Origin of the sequence: Methylomonas koyamae, from assembly GCF_006483455.1 — a bacterium.
Classification (GTDB): Bacteria; Pseudomonadota; Gammaproteobacteria; order Methylococcales; family Methylomonadaceae; genus Methylomonas; species Methylomonas koyamae_B.
Map to the genome: position 1 here is coordinate 71,213 of NZ_PPPU01000006.1, position 16,616 is coordinate 87,828.

A 16,616-nucleotide genomic window follows, 5' to 3' on the forward strand; every position below is an offset into this window, starting at 1 on the left:
CGGCGGTGCTGCCGACATTCGAGGAGGCAGGATGACAGATGCCCAACAGGTAGAAAGCGGCGACGTCCAAGAGATTAGGCTGTCGATTCTCGGCATGCGTTGCGCCGGTTGCGTCAGTGCGGTCGAAACCGCTTTGCAGTCGGTGCCCGGAGTCGCATCGGTCGCAGTTAACTTCGCCGACCATTCGGCAACCGTGCTTGGCGATCCCGACCGGCAGATCATGAAACAGGCTTTGAAGGACGCCGGTTACGCCGCCGCGGTGATGGAAGGTCTGGAAGATCCGGCGGAAGAGGAAGCCCAGGAAGAGCTGCGTTACCGCGATTTGATGCGCAAGGCGGCTGTCGCCGGCGCGTTGGGGTTGCCGTTGATGTTGGGCGCCCATATCGATCTGTTCCCGGCGATGGGCACGCCTTCCGGCACGCTGTTCTGGTCCGAAGTTGCGCTATTGACCTTGGCGGTGTTGTATTACTCCGGCGGCCATTTTTTTCACAGTGCGCTCAAATTGCTGGCTGTGAAGCAGGCCAACATGGATACCTTGATTGCATTGGGTACCGGCTCCGCCTGGTTTTATTCCTGCATCGTCATCGACTATTCCGCGCAATTGCCGTCGCTGTCGGCGCACGCTTATTTCGAAGCCTCGGCAGTGATTCTGGCCTTCATCAATCTCGGCAGCGCCCTGGAAACCCGGGCCCGCGGCAAGACTTCGGCGGCGATCAGAGCCTTGATCGGCCTGCAGCCGCGCACCGCCAGAGTCGTGCGCGACGGTCGCGAGCTCGACGTACCGATTGAGGAAGTCGGTCTTGGCGAGACCTTGCGGGTGCGGCCGGGGGAAAAGATCGCGGTCGACGGCACGGTGGCGGAAGGCCATTCCAGCGTCGACGAATCCATGCTCACCGGCGAATCGATGCCGGTCGAGAAAAATGTCGGCGACAGCGTCGCCGCCGGGTCGATCAACGGCCAGGGCAGTTTTTTGTTCACGGCCACCCATATCGGCCGCGACACAGCGCTGGCGCATATCATTCAAAGCGTGCGCCAGGCGCAAAACAGCAAGCCCGCCATCGCCAAACTGGCCGACAGAATTTCGGCCGTGTTCGTGCCGACAGTGGTTGCAATTTCTGTTCTGACCTTTCTTATCTGGCTGGCGATCGGCCCCGATCCTGCCTTCGGTTATGCCTTTGTTACTTCCATGACGGTTTTGGTAATCGCCTGCCCTTGCGCTTTGGGTTTGGCAACGCCGATCTCGGTCATGGTCGCGGTCGGTCGGGCGGCGCAAACCGGGATTTTAATCCGTAAGGGTGAGGCGCTACAGACGGCCGGCAAACTGACTTGCCTGATACTGGACAAAACCGGGACGGTAACCGCCGGCAAGCCGGCCTTGGCCGAAGTGTTGGGATTCGGCGATTACGGCGAAACTCAGGTTTTGCAATTGGCGGCCAGTCTGGAATCCGGTTCCGAGCACCCGCTGGCGGCGGCGATTTTGGCTGCTGCCGAACAGCGTTCGCTGGCTTTGGACAAAGTCAGACGCTTTCAGGCGGTGGCCGGCCACGGCGTCATCGGCCGGATCGGCGATCGGCAATGCCTGTTCGGCAACGCCGCATTAATGGCCGAACATGGGATCGATACCGGTGTGTGTCGGGATAAGCTGGCGGAATTGGCCGGAAAAGGCCAGACGCCGATGATGTTGGCGGTCGAACAGGCCATAGTCGGCGTGGTTTCGGTAGCCGACCCGATCAAGCCCGACTCGGCTGAAGCCGTGCGGGAATTGCAAGGCCGCGGCGTCCGGGTGTTGATGGTGACCGGCGACAACGAAATCACGGCCAAGGCCATCGCCGCCCAGGCCGGTATTACCGAATTCCGCGCCCAGGTGTTGCCGACCGACAAAGCCGCAACGGTCAAAGCACTGCAGCAGCAGGGCGAGTTGGTCGGCATGGTCGGCGACGGTATCAACGATGCGCCGGCCCTGGCCCAGGCTAATGTCGGCTTTGCGATGGGCGCCGGTACCGATGTGGCGATCGAGAGCGCCGACATCGTCTTGTTGCAAGGTTCCTTGCTAAAAATTCCGGAGGCGATCGAGCTGTCGCAATTGACGGTCGCCAATATCCAGCAGAACCTGTTCGGCGCCTTCATCTACAACACTATCGGCATCCCGGTCGCGGCCGGCTTGTTGTATCCGCTGTTCGGCATTTTGCTGAATCCGATGATCGCCGGCGCGGCGATGGCGATGTCGTCAGTAACCGTGGTCAGCAACGCCAACCGGTTGCGCTGGATCAAGTTGGATAGCGCCGCTAAGCGCCGATAAAACCTTGTTCCCGCGGCGTTGCGGCCGCGGGGGCTCTTACAATCTGAATTGGGAAATGGTTTTTTGCAGGCTACCGGCGATAGCCTGCAAATGATGAGCTTCGCGGGCGGTTTGCTCGGCGTCTGCCGCATTGTTGACGGTGGCTTCGTTGATAGCGACCACATTCTGGTTGATGTGCTCGACCACAATTTTTTGTTCCTTTACCGCATCGGAAATATGCGTGTTCATTTCCGAGATGCGTTCTACCATCGCCGAGATTTCGTCCAACACTGCCCCTGTGCTTTCGATCACCGCCACGGTTTCCTTGGTTTGGGTTTGGCTTTCCGTCATGGCTTTGACGGCTTGCCGCGAGCCTTGTTGCAGCTTCTCGATCATGGCCTGGATTTCGTGGGTCGACTCCTGGGTGCGGCTGGCCAGCGTGCGGACTTCGTCAGCCACCACGGCAAAGCCGCGACCTTGCTCGCCGGCGCGCGCCGCTTCGATGGCGGCGTTCAGGGCGAGTAGATTGGTCTGGTCGGCAATGCTTTGAATCACGTCCAGGACCGAGCTGACGTTGACGCAATCGTTTTCGACGCTACCGATCACCTGGCTGGCGCGATCGATGTTTTGCGAAAGTTCGTGAATCGAGCGTACGGTACTGGTTACGACTGCTTTACCGTCGTTGGCGGCCTGACTGCTTTGGCGTGCGGTTTGGGCCGCATCAGCCGTATTGTTCGAAACGCCGGTGACTGTCGCAGACAATTCGGTCACTGTGGTCGCGACTTGGTTGGCTCCCATTTGCGATTTAAAAATATCTTGTTGTACTCGTTCCGACATTTGGCTGAGCCGGCTCGACGAGACGGTCAACTGCTCTGATTCCGTCGCTACTTGCTGCATCAAGCCTTGCAGCATGCTGAGAAATTCGTTGAACAGTCTGACGATACTACCGATTTCGTCGCCGCCCTCGTGCGGAATCCGCCGGGTCAAGTCGCCGCCGCCTTGTTTCATGTCCCGCAGGGATTTTTGCAGCGCATTCAGCGGCGGTTCGATTTTGAAATACAGCAGCGCCAAACAGATGACCACGAACAATAACAGCGCGATCGAAAAGGCGATGCGCGAAACGCTGTAGTCATGCAACGACGAACTCAATACTTGTTTGGCCTGAGCCAATTCGCGGTCCAGTTGCTCGGTCAAGATCGAGAGCTCCGACGTCAGGCTGGCCGCCGTATCGTCCAGGCCGGTGCCGGGCGCTTTCATGGTCACCGTGCCGGCTTCGTTACCGAGTTTGATGTAGTCCCAACCCATTTTTACGCCGGCGGCGTGCATGGTCCGGATTTTGGTTTTCAGTTCGTCCAGTTTCGATTGCAGGTTCGGTTGCAGTTTGGCCGCGGCATCCAGATTTTTGAGCGCATCGGCCAGATTCTGTTCGGCTTCGGCGAAACCGTCTTCGGTATGCGTGGCGCCGACGTCGGTCAAAAATTGTTGGATCTGTACCACGTGAAAACGGACATGGGCCAGCGCATCGGAGGTGTCTTGTTTTTGGGTGGCGTCGGCGAGGCTGGCGTCGATGCTGGAGAAGGCGTGCCAGAGCGATGCTGCGAACAACAGGTTGGCTGCAAATAAGGAGGATGCGATATAAATCAGCGCGCTTTTGATTGTCAGGTCTTTGCTCATAAAGTTGGGTGGGTTATTTATCGAGTTTTTCCAATGCCGCCGCCAGATTGGCCAGCGCGGCGATCGTTTCGTGTTGGGTCGTGGACAAGTCGTTGCCGTTGTTCAACGCGCACAAGCCGATCTGCCGGTTCAGTTCGGCGATCAGACGCTGGCGCTGGTCGCGGCGGTCGCGCAATTTGCCCACCATAGCCGCAAACGACGCGGCCAGTTCCTGCAGCTGGTCGTGTTCGCGCAGATGGGTGACGGTATCCAGGTTTCCTTCGCCCACCTCCCGGCATAGGGTTTCGAAGCGGTACAACGGACCGGCGATCTTATGCGAGCCGTAAAGCACGCCGGCTACGGCAATTGCGCCGGCCGTGAGGATGGAGACGACATTGCCGATCATGATCGAGATTCCCAAACGCTCCGTCGCATTGACGATATTGGCGTGAGCGGACTGTGCCTGGGCTTGCAGATCGCCGCCGGTCATCCAGTAAATCAGCAGCGCCGAGCACAGGCCGGACAAAAGAATCAGGGCGAAGGCGCCGAGAATGAAGCGGCCCTGGAACTCTTTTTTAATGAAAATTTGCCGACGGGGTACGGTGTTGTTCATGGTTGAGCCTTAGTTGACGTTGTGACAGGTTAAACAGAGCTCGCCGTCGCTGTTGTTACGGCGCAGTAAGAAACTTTTGCGCAAGCGCTCGGAATTCATCAATTTGTCCATGAAACTGTGGCTGGCCTGGGGCCGGTCGCTGTCCAATTTGCCGTGGGTGTAGTGGCAGGTCAGGCAGGTGATGTCGTTTTCCTCGTTTAACGGCAAATCCGCCGGCACCGGAAAATCGATGTTCAGACCCACTTTGTGGCCCTGGTTGGGGTTATGGCAGGACGCGCACATCGCCACGCCGTCGAGTTTGAAGGCGCTTTGATCGATAGTGATGTTTTTGCTGTGCAATATGTTGTCGTCTTTCAGCTCCGGAACCGACAAGTGACAGCTGCTGCAATCGGATTGCATGTTTTGTTTGGCGATGACATGAGGATTTTCGCCAGCCGTGTGTGCGGCGTGAGTATAAAACAGCAAGCCGGAGCAACTGGCCAGTGCCAATAGCAGTGAAGTTATTCGTTTTTTCATAGCTAGAACGACATCACGATTTGAGCAATACCGAGTTTCCGGTCGAAGTAGCGTTCCGCCGTTTCGGTGCCAAGCGAATCGTCGTATTCGAACTTGACCTGCAAGTGGTCGCTGAATTTGTAATTGAAGCCCAGGCTGAGCATCGAAATATCGTTGATGGCGACGGTACTGCCGTCGAAGTCCAGGCCCAGATTCTGCGAAGGCTGCCAACGGCTGTAGCGGGCGAAGGCAATGATCGGCATCTTAGCCAGACTTGCCAAATCCACGGTGAAGGTGGAGTGGTAACCCAACTGGTGGCCCTTGCCGAACGGACTATTATTCGGCCCGACGACGATAATCGGATTGCCGTCACCGTCCTGGTCCAGAAACACTTGTTGGTGCGCATTCAACAGCATGAACTCGTTCTGCAAGCGCCAGACGCCGTAGCCGATGGCTAAATCGGCGCCGTACACGGTATTGCGGATCCGGTTTTCGCCGTCCAGTTCGCTCAAATGCGAGATGCCGAATTCGATACCTTCCGGATTGCTGCTATGGATTTTGTAGGCGTTTTGCCCCAGGCTCAAGCCGAGACGGCCGCCGATGGTATGGCCATCGTTGGCGTACAAGGCATCGGTCCAAAATACCGAGTAATTGAACCAGTCGAAATTGCCGTAGGAACGCAAGCCGTCGGCGTTGTACCCGCCCAGTTGCATGCGGGAAGTGGTCAACGGCGCCGTGACCGTGACCCGGTCCTTGTTGGCGAAGTATTGGTAATCGCTGCCGAACGGCAAGTCGAAACGGCCGGCCTGGATATGCAAGCCTTTGTTGTTGAAAATCCGGCCGCGGGGCGGAATGCGGTCGTTGAACAGATGGTAGTCGACCAAGGCGACGGCAATGCCGGCCGTGGTACTGCCGCCGCTCAGCGCACCTGGACCGCTGTTGCCGCAAAACACCGCTCCCGGTGCGCCGTAGTCGGCATTGGACGAGTTGCCGCACAGTACCAAGGCCGAGCTGGCACCGAAATGGTCGTCGTGGACGTAGTCCAGATCCAGCTCCACCGAGCCGACGCTGAAAGTCTGGTCGGTGGAGTTGCCGGTTTTGGCGTTGATGTCGAAGAAGCCGCTCATGACCAGACCGTTGGCTTCGGCGGCTTCTTTCAGCTCGGCCACCTTTTTGTCCAGCGCTTTCAGTTTGCTGTCTACCGTCGGCTCCGGCTTGGCATTGGCTGCGGCTTTTTCCGGAACCGCGGCCGGCGCGGCTGGCTGCAAAGCGGCAACGGTAGGCGGGCGTTCTTGCTCCAGTTGCCGGATGCGAGCTTCGAGTTGTTCGATCTTCCGGTCCTTGTCCTGCAACATGGTTTGGACGATTTTGCGAATATGCTCATCGTCTGCCGTTGCGGCATGGCAATCGGGTTGTGCTCCCAAAGCCAGTGCGGTCAATATATATAGATATCGTCTTGGGGGCATCGGTTTTCGAAATGTAAGATAAAGACTACTTCTGCAATTGCTAAGGCCAAAGTTAGACTTATTTGTTGGGAATACAAGTAAGCGGGCGCAGTTTGGCAAGCGGCTTATTCGCGCCCAATTCTGGTGATACAATGGCCGGCTTTTTATGCCCGGCGGAGTGTGGTAATTGGCCGGGAAACCGCGAATCGTGCTTAGGTCGTCTATGAGTAAATTGAAATGTGCCGTGATCGGCGCCGGATATTTGGGGAAGTTTCATGCGGAAAAATATGCGTCGTTAAAAAATTGCGAACTGGTGGCGGTGGTCGACATCAACGAAGACGCTGCGCGGCAGGTCGCCGAAAAACACGGCACCCAGGCCTTGACCGATTACCAATCCCTGCTCGGCCAGATCGATGCCGTCAGCATCGTGGTTCCCACCAGTTACCACCACAGCGTCTCCAAGGATTTTCTGCTCGCCGGTACTCACGTGCTGGTGGAAAAGCCGATAACGGTGACCGTTGAAGAAGCTGACGAATTGATCGCCATCGCCCAGGAAAAAAACGTCATTTTGCAGGTCGGCCATCTGGAGCGCTTCAACCCGGCGGTGCGGGGATTGGAGACCTTGGACGAAAAACCGCTGTTCATCGAATCGCACCGTTTGTCGCCGTTCAACCCGCGCGCCAACGACGTCAGCGTGGTGCTTGACCTGATGATTCACGATATCGACATCATCCTGGCCCTGGTCAATTCCGAGATCGAAAAAATCGACGCCAGCGGCACCGCGGTATTGACCCAGGGTACCGACATCGCCAACGCCCGCATCACCTTTAAAAACGGCTGCGTCGCCAACGTTACCGCCAGCCGGATCAGCATGAAAATGGAACGCAAGATGCGCATGTTCCGCCCCAGTTCCTACGTCTCGGTCGATTTTCAGAATAGGGTGCTGGTCAAGCATAAAACCGGCGACAAGGAGATGTTTCCGGGCATTCCGGAAATCGTTACCGAGGAACTGACTTTCGAGAGCGGCGACGCGCTTCTGGAAGAAATCAAACATTTTGTCAATTGCATCCAAACCGGCGAGAATCCGCTGGTTCCCGGCGAAGCCGGCCGCAAGGCGCTGGCGACCGCGATTGAAATCACCAAGTTTTTAACCCATCGCTAAAGGGCGGCCACTATGATCCCGATGGTCAATTTGCAAGCGCAGTACGCGGAAATTCAAGATGAAATCGTCGGCGGTTTCAGCGAAACCCTGAACAATTGCGCATTCATTCTGGGGCCGAACGTACAGGCGTTCGAGAAAGAAGCGGCCGAGTATTTGGGCGTCAAACACGCCATCGGTTGCGCCTCCGGCACCGACGCCTTGCATCTGGCCTTGTTGGCGGAAGGCATCGGCGCCGGCGACGAAGTCATCACCAGCGCCTTTACCTTCATCGCCACGGCCGAAGCGATCAAATATGTCGGCGCGACGCCGGTGTTCGTCGATATCGATCCGGGCAGCTTCAACATCACACCGGAAAACATCGAAAAAGCCATCACCGCCAAAACCAGGGCGGTTATGCCGGTACACCTGTTCGGCCAGCCGGCCGACTTGCCGGCGATCAAAGCCATTTGCGACAAGCATGGTTTGAAATTGATCGAAGACTGCGCCCAGTCTTTCGGTGCCACGGTTTACAACAAGCAGACCGGCAGTTTCGGCAATGCTGCCGGTTTCAGCTTTTTTCCGAGCAAGAATCTGGGCTGCTTCGGCGACGGCGGCCTGGTCACCACCGATTCCGACGCGACCGCGGCCAAGGTCAAACAATACCGCAACCACGGCTCGGAAGTGCGTTATTACCATGATGTGATCGGCTACAACAGCCGGCTGGACGAGTTGCAGGCCGTGGTGTTGCGCGCCAAATTGAAGCGCATCGACCAATACAACGCCGCCCGCCGCCACGCCGCGCATTTGTACTCCGAACTGCTGGCCGGTTTGCCGCTGACCCCCCCTTATGAGGACGGTATCGGCGTGCACGTTTACCATCAATACACTTTGCTGTGCGATCGCCGCGACGAAGTCATGAAAGCCTTGCAGGAGCAACAGATTGCCAGCGCGATTTACTATCCGGTGCCGCTGCATCAACAAAACGTGTTCAAGGCCGAATGCGCCGGCGTGTCGTTGCCGGTGACCGAATCGGTCGCGGCGCGCTGCATGTCGTTGCCGATCTGCGCCAACCTGAGCGACGACAACGTGCATAAAATCGCCGGTGTCATCCGCGGCGTACTCTCCGCCTAAATCAATCTTATCCAGGCAGGCTTGGTTTCAAACGGGCCTGCTGTCCTATCCGTTCGATGAATAGTCCGCAGCCACCCTATACGCTGTTGTTCAGCGCCGGCGAAGCGTCCGGCGACCGCCACGCCGCCAATATGTTTTTGGAAATGAAACAACGTTACCCGGCGCTCGTCGGCATCGGCATGGGTGGCACCAAAATGCGCGAGGCCGGGATCGATGTGCGCTACGATTCGGCCGGTATCGGCGTGATCGGCTTGGTCGAGGTTTTGAAACACTACGGCGAAATACGGCGTGCCTTGCGGCTGATGCAACAGATCGTGGCCCGGGAAAAACCGGATTTGCTGGTTTGCGTCGATTACAAGGAATTCAATCTGAAATTGGCGCGGTTCGCCAAGCGGCAGGGCATCAAAGTCCTGTTTTACGTCAGTCCGCAGGTCTGGGCCTGGCGGCAGGGGCGGGTCAAAACCTACGGTAAGGCCATCGATATGATGGCGGTAATTTTCCCGTTCGAAACTCGATATTACGAAGCGGAAAACGTGCCGGTCCGCTACGTCGGCCATCCTTCCGTCGATAAAGTGCATCCGCAACGCAGTAAAGCCGAGGACTTCGAGCTGTTCGGCCTGGATCCGGCCCGGCCGGTGGTCGGCATCTTGCCAGGCAGCCGAGGCAACGAGATCAAACGCATGTTGCCGGTGATGCTTGAAGCCGCCGAAAAACTGGCTGCAGTTCGGCCGCAGCTGCAATTTATTTTGCCGCAGGCGGATTCGATCGAAGATAGCGTGCTGGCCGAGCATTTGCAGCGGACCACCTTGTCGGTGCACGTCGTCAAGAGCCAGCCTTACGACGCCATTCAATGCTGCGACGCGGTAATGACCACCTCCGGCACCGCCTCGCTGGAAATCGCATTGCTGCAAGTACCGATGGTAATCGTCTACCGGCTGGCGGCGTTTAGCTATTGGCTGGGCAAACGGCTGGTGAAAATCCCATTCATCGGCCTGCCCAACATCATCGCCGGCAAGGGTATTGTCCGCGAATTGATTCAGGAACAATTGACCGCCGACAACCTGGCTGCAGAAATTGGGCGGCTATTGGACGATACCGCTTACCGCGAGGGCTGCATTGCCGAATTGGGCGAGGTCAAACGCCAACTCGGCCGCGGCGGCGGTTCGCGCAACATGGCCGAGCTGGCCTTGGAAATGCTGCGCGGCCGTTAGTTCGGCGTTCTATTCGGCAGCAGCCGGCGGCCGCATGCCGCGCAACGCATAAAACTCGTCGGCGAATTCAGCGAAGCGGCCGGCTTCGATTGCGGCGCGGATACCGGCCATCAACTCCAGGTAATAATGCAGGTTGTGGATCGTATTCAGCCGCGAACCGAGCATTTCCTTGCATTTGTCCAAATGCTTCAAATACGAGCGCGAGTAATTGCGGCAGGTGTAGCAGCTGCAGTTTTCGTCCAGCGGCCGGGTGTCGAACTGGTACTGCTGGTTGCGGATTTTGATTACGCCGTGGCGGGTGAACAGATGGCCGTTGCGGGCGTTGCGGGTCGGCATTACGCAATCGAACATGTCGATGCCGCGCCGCACCGACTCGACCAAATCCTCCGGCGTGCCGACGCCCATCAGGTAGCGCGGTTTGTCGGCCGGCATTTTCTGATGAATCGCATCCAGCGTCGCCAGCATTTCGTGTTTGGGTTCGCCGACCGACAAGCCGCCGATCGCGTAGCCGTCGAAACCGATGCCGGTCAGTCCGGCGATCGACTCTTCCCGCAATTGCGGATACATGCCGCCCTGGACGATGCCGAACAGGGCCGAATCGTTGCCCTCGTGGGCGCGTTTGCTGCGTTCGGCCCAACGCAGCGACAGCCGCATCGAGTCGGCCGCTTCCTGAAACGTGGCCGGGTAGGGCGTGCACTCGTCGAAAATCATGACGATGTCCGAACCCAGATCGCGCTGCACCTGCATCGACTCTTCCGGCCCCATGAAAATCTTGCTGCCGTTGACCGGCGATTTGAAGGTCACGCCTTGCTCGCTGATCTTGCGCAACGCGCCCAGGCTGAACACCTGAAAACCGCCGGAATCGGTCAGAATCGGTTTTTGCCAGCGCATGAAATCGTGCAGATCGCCGTGGGCTTTCATCACGTCCATGCCCGGACGCAGCAGCAAATGAAAGGTATTGCCCAGAATGATTTGTGCCCCCAGAGTCTCGAGATCTTCCGGCGTCAGCGACTTGACCGCGCCGTAAGTGCCTACCGGCATAAAAATCGGCGTTTCCACCACGCCTCTGGCAAACGCCAATTGGCCGCGACGGGCAAAACCGTCGGCGGATTTCAAGGTAAATTGCATGTCGTAATCGCGTATCCGCAAAAAGCCGGCAATTATCCGGCCTTTTCCGTTGTCAGGCCAGACGAAACTGTCTAACGGCTTGCGGAAAATAAGCTAAAGTAATTAGGTGGCGTTCACTGCTGACAAAGCCGCCCTGGATGGAGGCGGTAAAGTTTGCGAAGGGTTCGCGTTTTTCGCCGCGCCGACTCCGGGAATGTACATCTTCGAATCAGAGAGAAATTTCGACAGTCTTCCCGAGTATTGTCTTGTAACAGGTTTGATTTTCGGCAGCGTTGCCGATCCGTTACTTCGTGAAGAGCGCTCTATGCATAATAAAAAAATACAGACCATATTAGTCGTCGACGATTCCCCGGAAAACGTCATCGTGCTTAGCGAATTGTTGCAGCCGCAATACCGGGTCAGAGTGGCGACTTCGGGGCTGCGCGCGTTGCAAGTGGTCGCTACCACACCGCATCCGGATCTGATCCTATTGGACGTGATGATGCCGGAGATGGACGGCTACCAAGTGTTCGAGAACCTGCGCGCCGAGCCGGCGACGAGTCAGATCCCGGTGATTTTCGTCACGGCGATGGACAGTATGGAATCGGAACTGCGCGGCTTGGATGCCGGCGCGGTGGATTACATCACCAAGCCAATATTGCCGCAGATCGTGTTGGCGCGGGTGCGTACCCAGTTGGAATTGAAACAGGCCCGCGACTGGCTGAGCGATCAGAACGTCTATCTGGAAGCCGAGGTGACCAGACGGATGCGGGAAAACGAATTGATACAAAAGACCGCCATCCGGGCGTTGGCCCATTTGGCGGAAATCCGCGATCCGGAAACCGGAAACCACATCCTCCGTACCCAGGCCTATGTCCAGCATCTGGCCGAATCCTTGCAAAGCCACCCGCGCTTTGCCGGAATCCTGAGCGACCACTACGTCGATTTGCTGGCCCGGTCGGCCCCGCTACACGACATCGGCAAAGTCGGCATTCCGGACGTGATCCTACATAAACCGGGGCCTTTGACAGTCGACGAGTGGAAAATCATGAAAACTCACGCCAAATTAGGCAGCGATGCGATCGAAATGGCGGAACGCGACGCCACCCCCAATGTGGAATTCCTGGTGCTGGCCAAGGAAATCGCCCACTGGCACCATGAACAATGGGACGGCAGCGGTTATCCCGACGGTCTGGCGGGGGACGATATTCCGGTTTCGGCCCGCATCATGGCGATCGCCGACGTATTCGATTCCCTGATCTCCCGCCGAGTCTACAAGCCGCCGTTGCCGCCGGCGGATGCCAAAATCATCATTGCCGAAGGCAGTGGCCGCCATTTCGACCCGGACATGGCCGAGGTATTCCTGGCGGATTTCGATTTCTATTGCGAAATCGCCCGCCGCAACCCTGACGGTCCGGAGAGGTAGCGGTATGAACACGGCACCGAGCGTATTGCTGGTCGAAGACGAAGAGATCATATCCATAGTGATCGAAAGCATATTGCAGACCCGAGGTTATCGGATAGACCTTTGCAGTAACGGCATGCACGCCTGGGAAAAGTTGCAAGCCGATCCGGCTGCCTACGATCTGGTATTGCTGGATTGGGGCTTGCCTAGCCTGAACGGCATCGAGTTGTTGAACTTGATTAAAAGCGACCGGGTGTTGGCTGACATCCCGGTGATCATCGAAACCGCCCGTAGCGATAAAAACAGTATTCAGCAGGGCTTGAGCCAGGGCGCTTATTACTATCTGACCAAGCCCTTTCAGCCCGAGGTGTTGCTGGCCGTTGTCGATGCCGCGTTGGAGCAGCGTAGCGAGTTGCGCGAAATGGTGGAAAACCTGCGCAGCGCGGAACGGCCGTTGGTATTGATGCGCGAAGGCCGGTTCAGCTTCCAGACCTTGGAAGACGCCCGGGTGTTGGCGACTCATCTGGCCAGAATCTGCCCGGAGCCGGAGCGGGCGGTGCAGGGCTTGCAAGAGCTGCTGATCAATGCCGTCGAACACGGCAACCTCGGAATTTCCTACGCCGAAAAAGGCCGTTTCGTATTGGCGGGAACCTGGACCGAAGAAATCGACCGCAGGCTGCAATTGCCCGAGTATCGGCAACTTTTCGCCGAGGTCTGCTTCCTGCGCGGCGACGACGAATTGCGCTTCACCATCACCGATCAAGGCAGCGGCTTCGATTGCTCGGGATACCTGGACTTTTCTCCGGAACGGGCTTTCGATATCCACGGCCGCGGCATCGCGATGGCGCGGCATTTGAGTTTCGACAGTCTGGAATATGTCGGAAACGGCAATACCGCCATCGCCCGTTTCAAGTTATGAGGATGCATCGGTACGTTTCGACCGGTTAAAACCAATGCTGCCCCGTTCCCGTTGCCTTGTTGTACGGTTTGCTTCGCGCGCGGAGGCGGCCGGCACCGCGCAATTTTTCGGGCCGGTCCGCTGCTCTCTTCCCTTCGGTTACCGCGCGAATTCCCATGTCCAGCCTCAAACGTAGCCGGACGATCATCCCTTATCTCTTTGCCGTGGCTGCAGTTGCGGCGGTGTTTGCAGTGAGCCAGGGTTTACCCGCCGCCGGGCAGACGCCAGCCAGTTTGCTGTGGCTGATGTTGCCGATCATTTCCTGCGCGCTGTTTTGCGGGCCGGGGCCGGGTGTGGCTGCAACACTGGCGGCCGCAGCCGTTATGGTAACGGGGGCGGCGGCGGGCGAAGCCGGCCTTTCCTTCTGGCTTTTTCTGGCGAATGCGGTGTTGGTTTGCTGGGCAGGCTTGCTGCTGCAACGGCGCCGCAACCGGGAGCTGCAAAAAGCCAGAGCCGAGGCGGCCAATTTGGTGGACGAAGCCGTGATGGCACAGCAGCGGGCGGAGCTGGCCAGCACTGCTCTGCGCGAGAGCGAGCAACGGCTGCGGATGGCGCAAGAGGGGGCGCACGTCGGTATCTGGGATTGGGATATTGTTAACGACGTTTGCCATTGGTCGCCGGAATGCACCCGGCTTTACGGGCTGGAACCGGGCGACTTACGCAGCAATGCCGATTGGCTGTTGCGGGTGCATCCGGAGGATCAGCCGTTGATCGAGGCGCAATGGCGGGAGCGGGTGATGCAACATCTGCCGATCGACATTGAGTTCCGGTTTTTGCACCGTTCCGGCGAAATCCGCTGGATGGTCAGCCGCGGCCAGGCTCAGTACGACGCGGACGGCAAGCCGATCCGCTTGTTCGGCGTCAATCTTGACATTACCGAACGTAAAACGGCGGAGCAAGACCTGATGAAACTGGCTCAGGTCGTCGAACAGAATCCGTCCGGCATCATCGTCACCAACGCCGACGGCAAAATCGAATACGTCAATCAAGCTTTTCTGGCTCAAACCGGCTACAAGCGCGAAGACGTCTTGGGCGCCAACCCCCGATTTTTACAATCCGGGAAAACCCCGCGGGCGGTATTTCGGGAAATGTGGCGAACGCTGCAAGAAGGCCGGGTTTGGAAAGGCGAATTCATCAACCGCGACAGACGCGGCCGGGAATACACCGAGTTTGTCAGCGTGATACCGATCCGCCAACCCGACGGCCGCGTCAGCCATTTTGTCTCGGTGCAGGAAGACATCACCGAAAAAAAACGGATCGGCGCGGAATTGGACCGGCATCGCCATCACCTGGAAGAATTGGTGGCCAGCCGCACTGCCGAGTTGGCGGCGGCCAGAGCGCAGGCGGACGCGGCCAACCAGGCCAAGACGGCATTTTTGGCCAACATGAGTCACGAGATCCGCACGCCGATGAATGCGATCATCGGTCTGACTTACCTATTGCGGCAAAGCCGCGTCGACGCCGAGCAGATCGACCGTTTGGATAAAATCGATAATGCGGCCCAGCATCTGTTAGCGGTAATCAACGACATCCTGGATTTGTCCAAAATCGAAGCCGGCCGCTTGGAATTGGAACACACCGATTTTTCGCTGCCGGCGCTGCTGGACCATGTTCGCTCGCTCATCGCCGATCAGGCCCGGCTCAAAGGTGTGAAGCTTGTGATCGATCAGGATGGCGTGCCGCAGTGGTTGCGCGGCGATCCGACCCGGTTGCGGCAGGCCATGTTGAATTACGCCAGTAATGCCGTGAAATTTACCGAGCGCGGCGAGATCCGGCTGCTGGCCGAGTTGTTGGCGGAAGACGCGGACGGTTTGACTTTGCGTTTCGCGGTCGAGGATTCCGGCATCGGGATCGCGGCGGACAAAATGCCGATGTTGTTCGAAACCTTTGCCCAGGCCGACGTCACGACCACCCGCAAATTCGGCGGTACCGGCCTCGGGCTGGCCATTACCCGGCGTCTGGCGTGGATGATGGGAGGAGAGGCGGGTGCCGACAGCTGCGCCGGACAGGGCAGCCGGTTTTGGTTTACGGCTCGCTTGCAGCGCGGACACGGGGAGGGCGAATGTAGCGTCGCCAAACCCAGTGGCGCGGAAGACGCCTTGAAGCTCCAGCATCCGGGGGCCCGTATTCTGTTGGTGGAAGACAATCCTATCAATCGCGAAGTCGCACTGGAATTGCTGAACGGGATGGGCCTGGCCGTGACTACGGCCGAGAACGGCCGGGTTGCGGTCGATAAAGTCTTTGCCGACCGGTTCGATTTGGTGTTGATGGACGTGCAAATGCCGACAATGGACGGCTTGGAAGCGACCCGACTGATCCGGGAGCGGGCGGAATTTGCCAAGTTGCCGATCTTGGCGATGACGGCAAACGTGTTCGATGAAGACCGGCAAGAATGTCTGGCCGCGGGTATGAACGGATTCGTGGTCAAGCCGGTGGTTCCCGACGATTTGTATCGGGCGTTGTTGGACTGGCTCGGGCGAAGCGTTACCCCGGCGCCGGCCGCCGAGCTGCCGTCTGCCGGATGCTCGGCGGACGCCAAGCGATCGGAAGCGCCGATTGCGATTGCCGGTTTGAACAGTCTGCAAGGTCTGGCCGTCGTCAGAGGAGACGGGGCAAAATACCGGCGGCTGTTGCGGATGTTCCGAGACGCTCATCGCGACGATACGAAACGGATAGTCGATGCGCTGTTGGAGCAACGCCGCGCCGAAGCCCGGGCCTTGGCCCATGCTTTGAAAGGCGTCGCCGCTACACTGGGGGCCTTTGGCGTAGCCGCCGCGGCCGCCAGGCTGGATCAGGCCTTGCATGAGGAAACCGAGCTGGCCGGCTGCCTGGATTTGGTGCGACTATGCGAAGAGGAACTGAATCCGTTGTTGGCGGGAATCGAGGCCATGGGCGAAGCCGAGACGATTGCCGACGCAGATGCGGCTACCGACGTTCGCGCCGACGCCGCGATTGCCGAATTGCAGAATCTGCTGGGCGAGGACAACGCGCTGGCCTGCCGTCTGGCCAAAAAGTACGCCGCAACCTTGGCTGCGGTGTTGGGGCAGGATTACGCCGAATTTAGCCGGCAGATCGACGGCTTCAATTTCGTAGCGGCGTTGGCATTGCTGAATAAGGCGACCGGAAATTCCGGCCTGGGCGGGGAATCCGGCCCGCTGTAACTGCGGTAATGCGGCGGC

12 protein-coding genes are annotated in these 16,616 nt (G+C 58.2%); 7 read left to right on the forward strand and 5 right to left on the reverse strand.

Annotated elements, in window-relative coordinates; all coding sequences use genetic code 11:
- Positions 1 to 31 precede the first annotated feature (31 nt).
- Positions 32 to 2,299, forward strand: coding sequence for a heavy metal translocating P-type ATPase (locus tag C2U68_RS02820; protein WP_260839191.1), 2,268 nt, complete (start codon positions 32 to 34; stop codon positions 2,297 to 2,299).
- 36 nt (positions 2,300 to 2,335) lie between these two features.
- Here the strand turns inward: C2U68_RS02820 and C2U68_RS21045 are convergent, their stop codons facing one another.
- Genes C2U68_RS21045 through C2U68_RS02840 form a run of 4 tightly spaced genes read right to left on the reverse strand, consistent with a single transcriptional unit; the run spans position 2,336 to position 6,505 of the window.
- Entirely contained in the window at positions 2,336 to 3,952 is a 1,617-nt protein-coding gene (locus tag C2U68_RS21045) for a methyl-accepting chemotaxis protein (protein WP_186289475.1), read from the reverse strand.
- A 13-nt stretch (positions 3,953 to 3,965) separates the two neighbouring features.
- The gene (locus C2U68_RS02830) at positions 3,966 to 4,544 is read right to left on the reverse strand and encodes a HAMP domain-containing protein (protein ID WP_140910990.1); all 579 of its coding nucleotides are present in this window, start codon (positions 4,542 to 4,544) and stop codon (positions 3,966 to 3,968) included.
- Positions 4,545 to 4,553: 9 nt separating this feature from the next.
- Entirely contained in the window at positions 4,554 to 5,060 is a 507-nt protein-coding gene (locus C2U68_RS02835; RefSeq protein ID WP_140910991.1) for a cytochrome c3 family protein, read from the reverse strand.
- A gap of 2 nt (positions 5,061 to 5,062) precedes the next feature.
- The gene (locus C2U68_RS02840) at positions 5,063 to 6,505 is read right to left on the reverse strand and encodes a hypothetical protein (RefSeq protein ID WP_140910992.1); all 1,443 of its coding nucleotides are present in this window, start codon (positions 6,503 to 6,505) and stop codon (positions 5,063 to 5,065) included.
- Positions 6,506 to 6,707: 202 nt separating this feature from the next.
- Between C2U68_RS02840 and C2U68_RS02845 the strand changes: the two genes are divergently transcribed.
- From C2U68_RS02845 to lpxB, 3 genes are read left to right on the forward strand one after another with little or no spacing between them, the layout of a single operon-like run.
- Complete coding sequence (locus tag C2U68_RS02845) at positions 6,708 to 7,646, forward strand: Gfo/Idh/MocA family protein (RefSeq protein ID WP_140910993.1); 939 nt, start codon at positions 6,708 to 6,710, stop codon at positions 7,644 to 7,646.
- Positions 7,647 to 7,658: 12 nt separating this feature from the next.
- A complete protein-coding gene (locus tag C2U68_RS02850; RefSeq protein ID WP_140910994.1) occupies positions 7,659 to 8,756 on the forward strand; it encodes a DegT/DnrJ/EryC1/StrS family aminotransferase in 1,098 nt (365 codons plus the stop codon).
- 56 nt (positions 8,757 to 8,812) lie between these two features.
- Entirely contained in the window at positions 8,813 to 9,967 is a 1,155-nt protein-coding gene (gene lpxB / locus C2U68_RS02855; protein WP_140910995.1) for a lipid-A-disaccharide synthase, read from the forward strand.
- A gap of 9 nt (positions 9,968 to 9,976) precedes the next feature.
- Here lpxB and tgt read toward each other — a convergent pair whose 3' ends face one another.
- Complete coding sequence (gene tgt / locus C2U68_RS02860) at positions 9,977 to 11,095, reverse strand: tRNA guanosine(34) transglycosylase Tgt (RefSeq protein ID WP_140910996.1); 1,119 nt, start codon at positions 11,093 to 11,095, stop codon at positions 9,977 to 9,979.
- A 304-nt stretch (positions 11,096 to 11,399) separates the two neighbouring features.
- On the opposite strand from tgt, the gene C2U68_RS02865 reads away from it, so the two are divergent.
- From C2U68_RS02865 to C2U68_RS02875, 3 genes are all read left to right on the forward strand, one after another.
- Entirely contained in the window at positions 11,400 to 12,500 is a 1,101-nt protein-coding gene (locus C2U68_RS02865) for an HD-GYP domain-containing protein (protein ID WP_140910997.1), read from the forward strand.
- 4 nt (positions 12,501 to 12,504) lie between these two features.
- Positions 12,505 to 13,398 (forward strand): response regulator, encoded by an 894-nt coding sequence (locus C2U68_RS02870; protein WP_140910998.1) that lies wholly within the window; start codon positions 12,505 to 12,507, stop codon positions 13,396 to 13,398.
- A gap of 155 nt (positions 13,399 to 13,553) precedes the next feature.
- Entirely contained in the window at positions 13,554 to 16,598 is a 3,045-nt protein-coding gene (locus C2U68_RS02875; RefSeq protein WP_140910999.1) for a PAS domain-containing hybrid sensor histidine kinase/response regulator, read from the forward strand.
- Positions 16,599 to 16,616 lie beyond the last annotated feature (18 nt).

Coding starts and splice junctions, on each gene's coding strand:
- C2U68_RS02820 (WP_260839191.1), top strand. CDS start 32: ATGACAGATGCCCAACAGGTAGAAAGCGGCGACGTCCAAGAGATTAGG.
- C2U68_RS21045 (WP_186289475.1), bottom strand. CDS start 3,952: ATGAGCAAAGACCTGACAATCAAAAGCGCGCTGATTTATATCGCATCC.
- C2U68_RS02830 (WP_140910990.1), bottom strand. CDS start 4,544: ATGAACAACACCGTACCCCGTCGGCAAATTTTCATTAAAAAAGAGTTC.
- C2U68_RS02835 (WP_140910991.1), bottom strand. CDS start 5,060: ATGAAAAAACGAATAACTTCACTGCTATTGGCACTGGCCAGTTGCTCC.
- C2U68_RS02840 (WP_140910992.1), bottom strand. CDS start 6,505: ATGCCCCCAAGACGATATCTATATATATTGACCGCACTGGCTTTGGGA.
- C2U68_RS02845 (WP_140910993.1), top strand. CDS start 6,708: ATGAGTAAATTGAAATGTGCCGTGATCGGCGCCGGATATTTGGGGAAG.
- C2U68_RS02850 (WP_140910994.1), top strand. CDS start 7,659: ATGATCCCGATGGTCAATTTGCAAGCGCAGTACGCGGAAATTCAAGAT.
- lpxB (WP_140910995.1), top strand. CDS start 8,813: ATGAATAGTCCGCAGCCACCCTATACGCTGTTGTTCAGCGCCGGCGAA.
- tgt (WP_140910996.1), bottom strand. CDS start 11,095: ATGCAATTTACCTTGAAATCCGCCGACGGTTTTGCCCGTCGCGGCCAA.
- C2U68_RS02865 (WP_140910997.1), top strand. CDS start 11,400: ATGCATAATAAAAAAATACAGACCATATTAGTCGTCGACGATTCCCCG.
- C2U68_RS02870 (WP_140910998.1), top strand. CDS start 12,505: ATGAACACGGCACCGAGCGTATTGCTGGTCGAAGACGAAGAGATCATA.
- C2U68_RS02875 (WP_140910999.1), top strand. CDS start 13,554: ATGTCCAGCCTCAAACGTAGCCGGACGATCATCCCTTATCTCTTTGCC.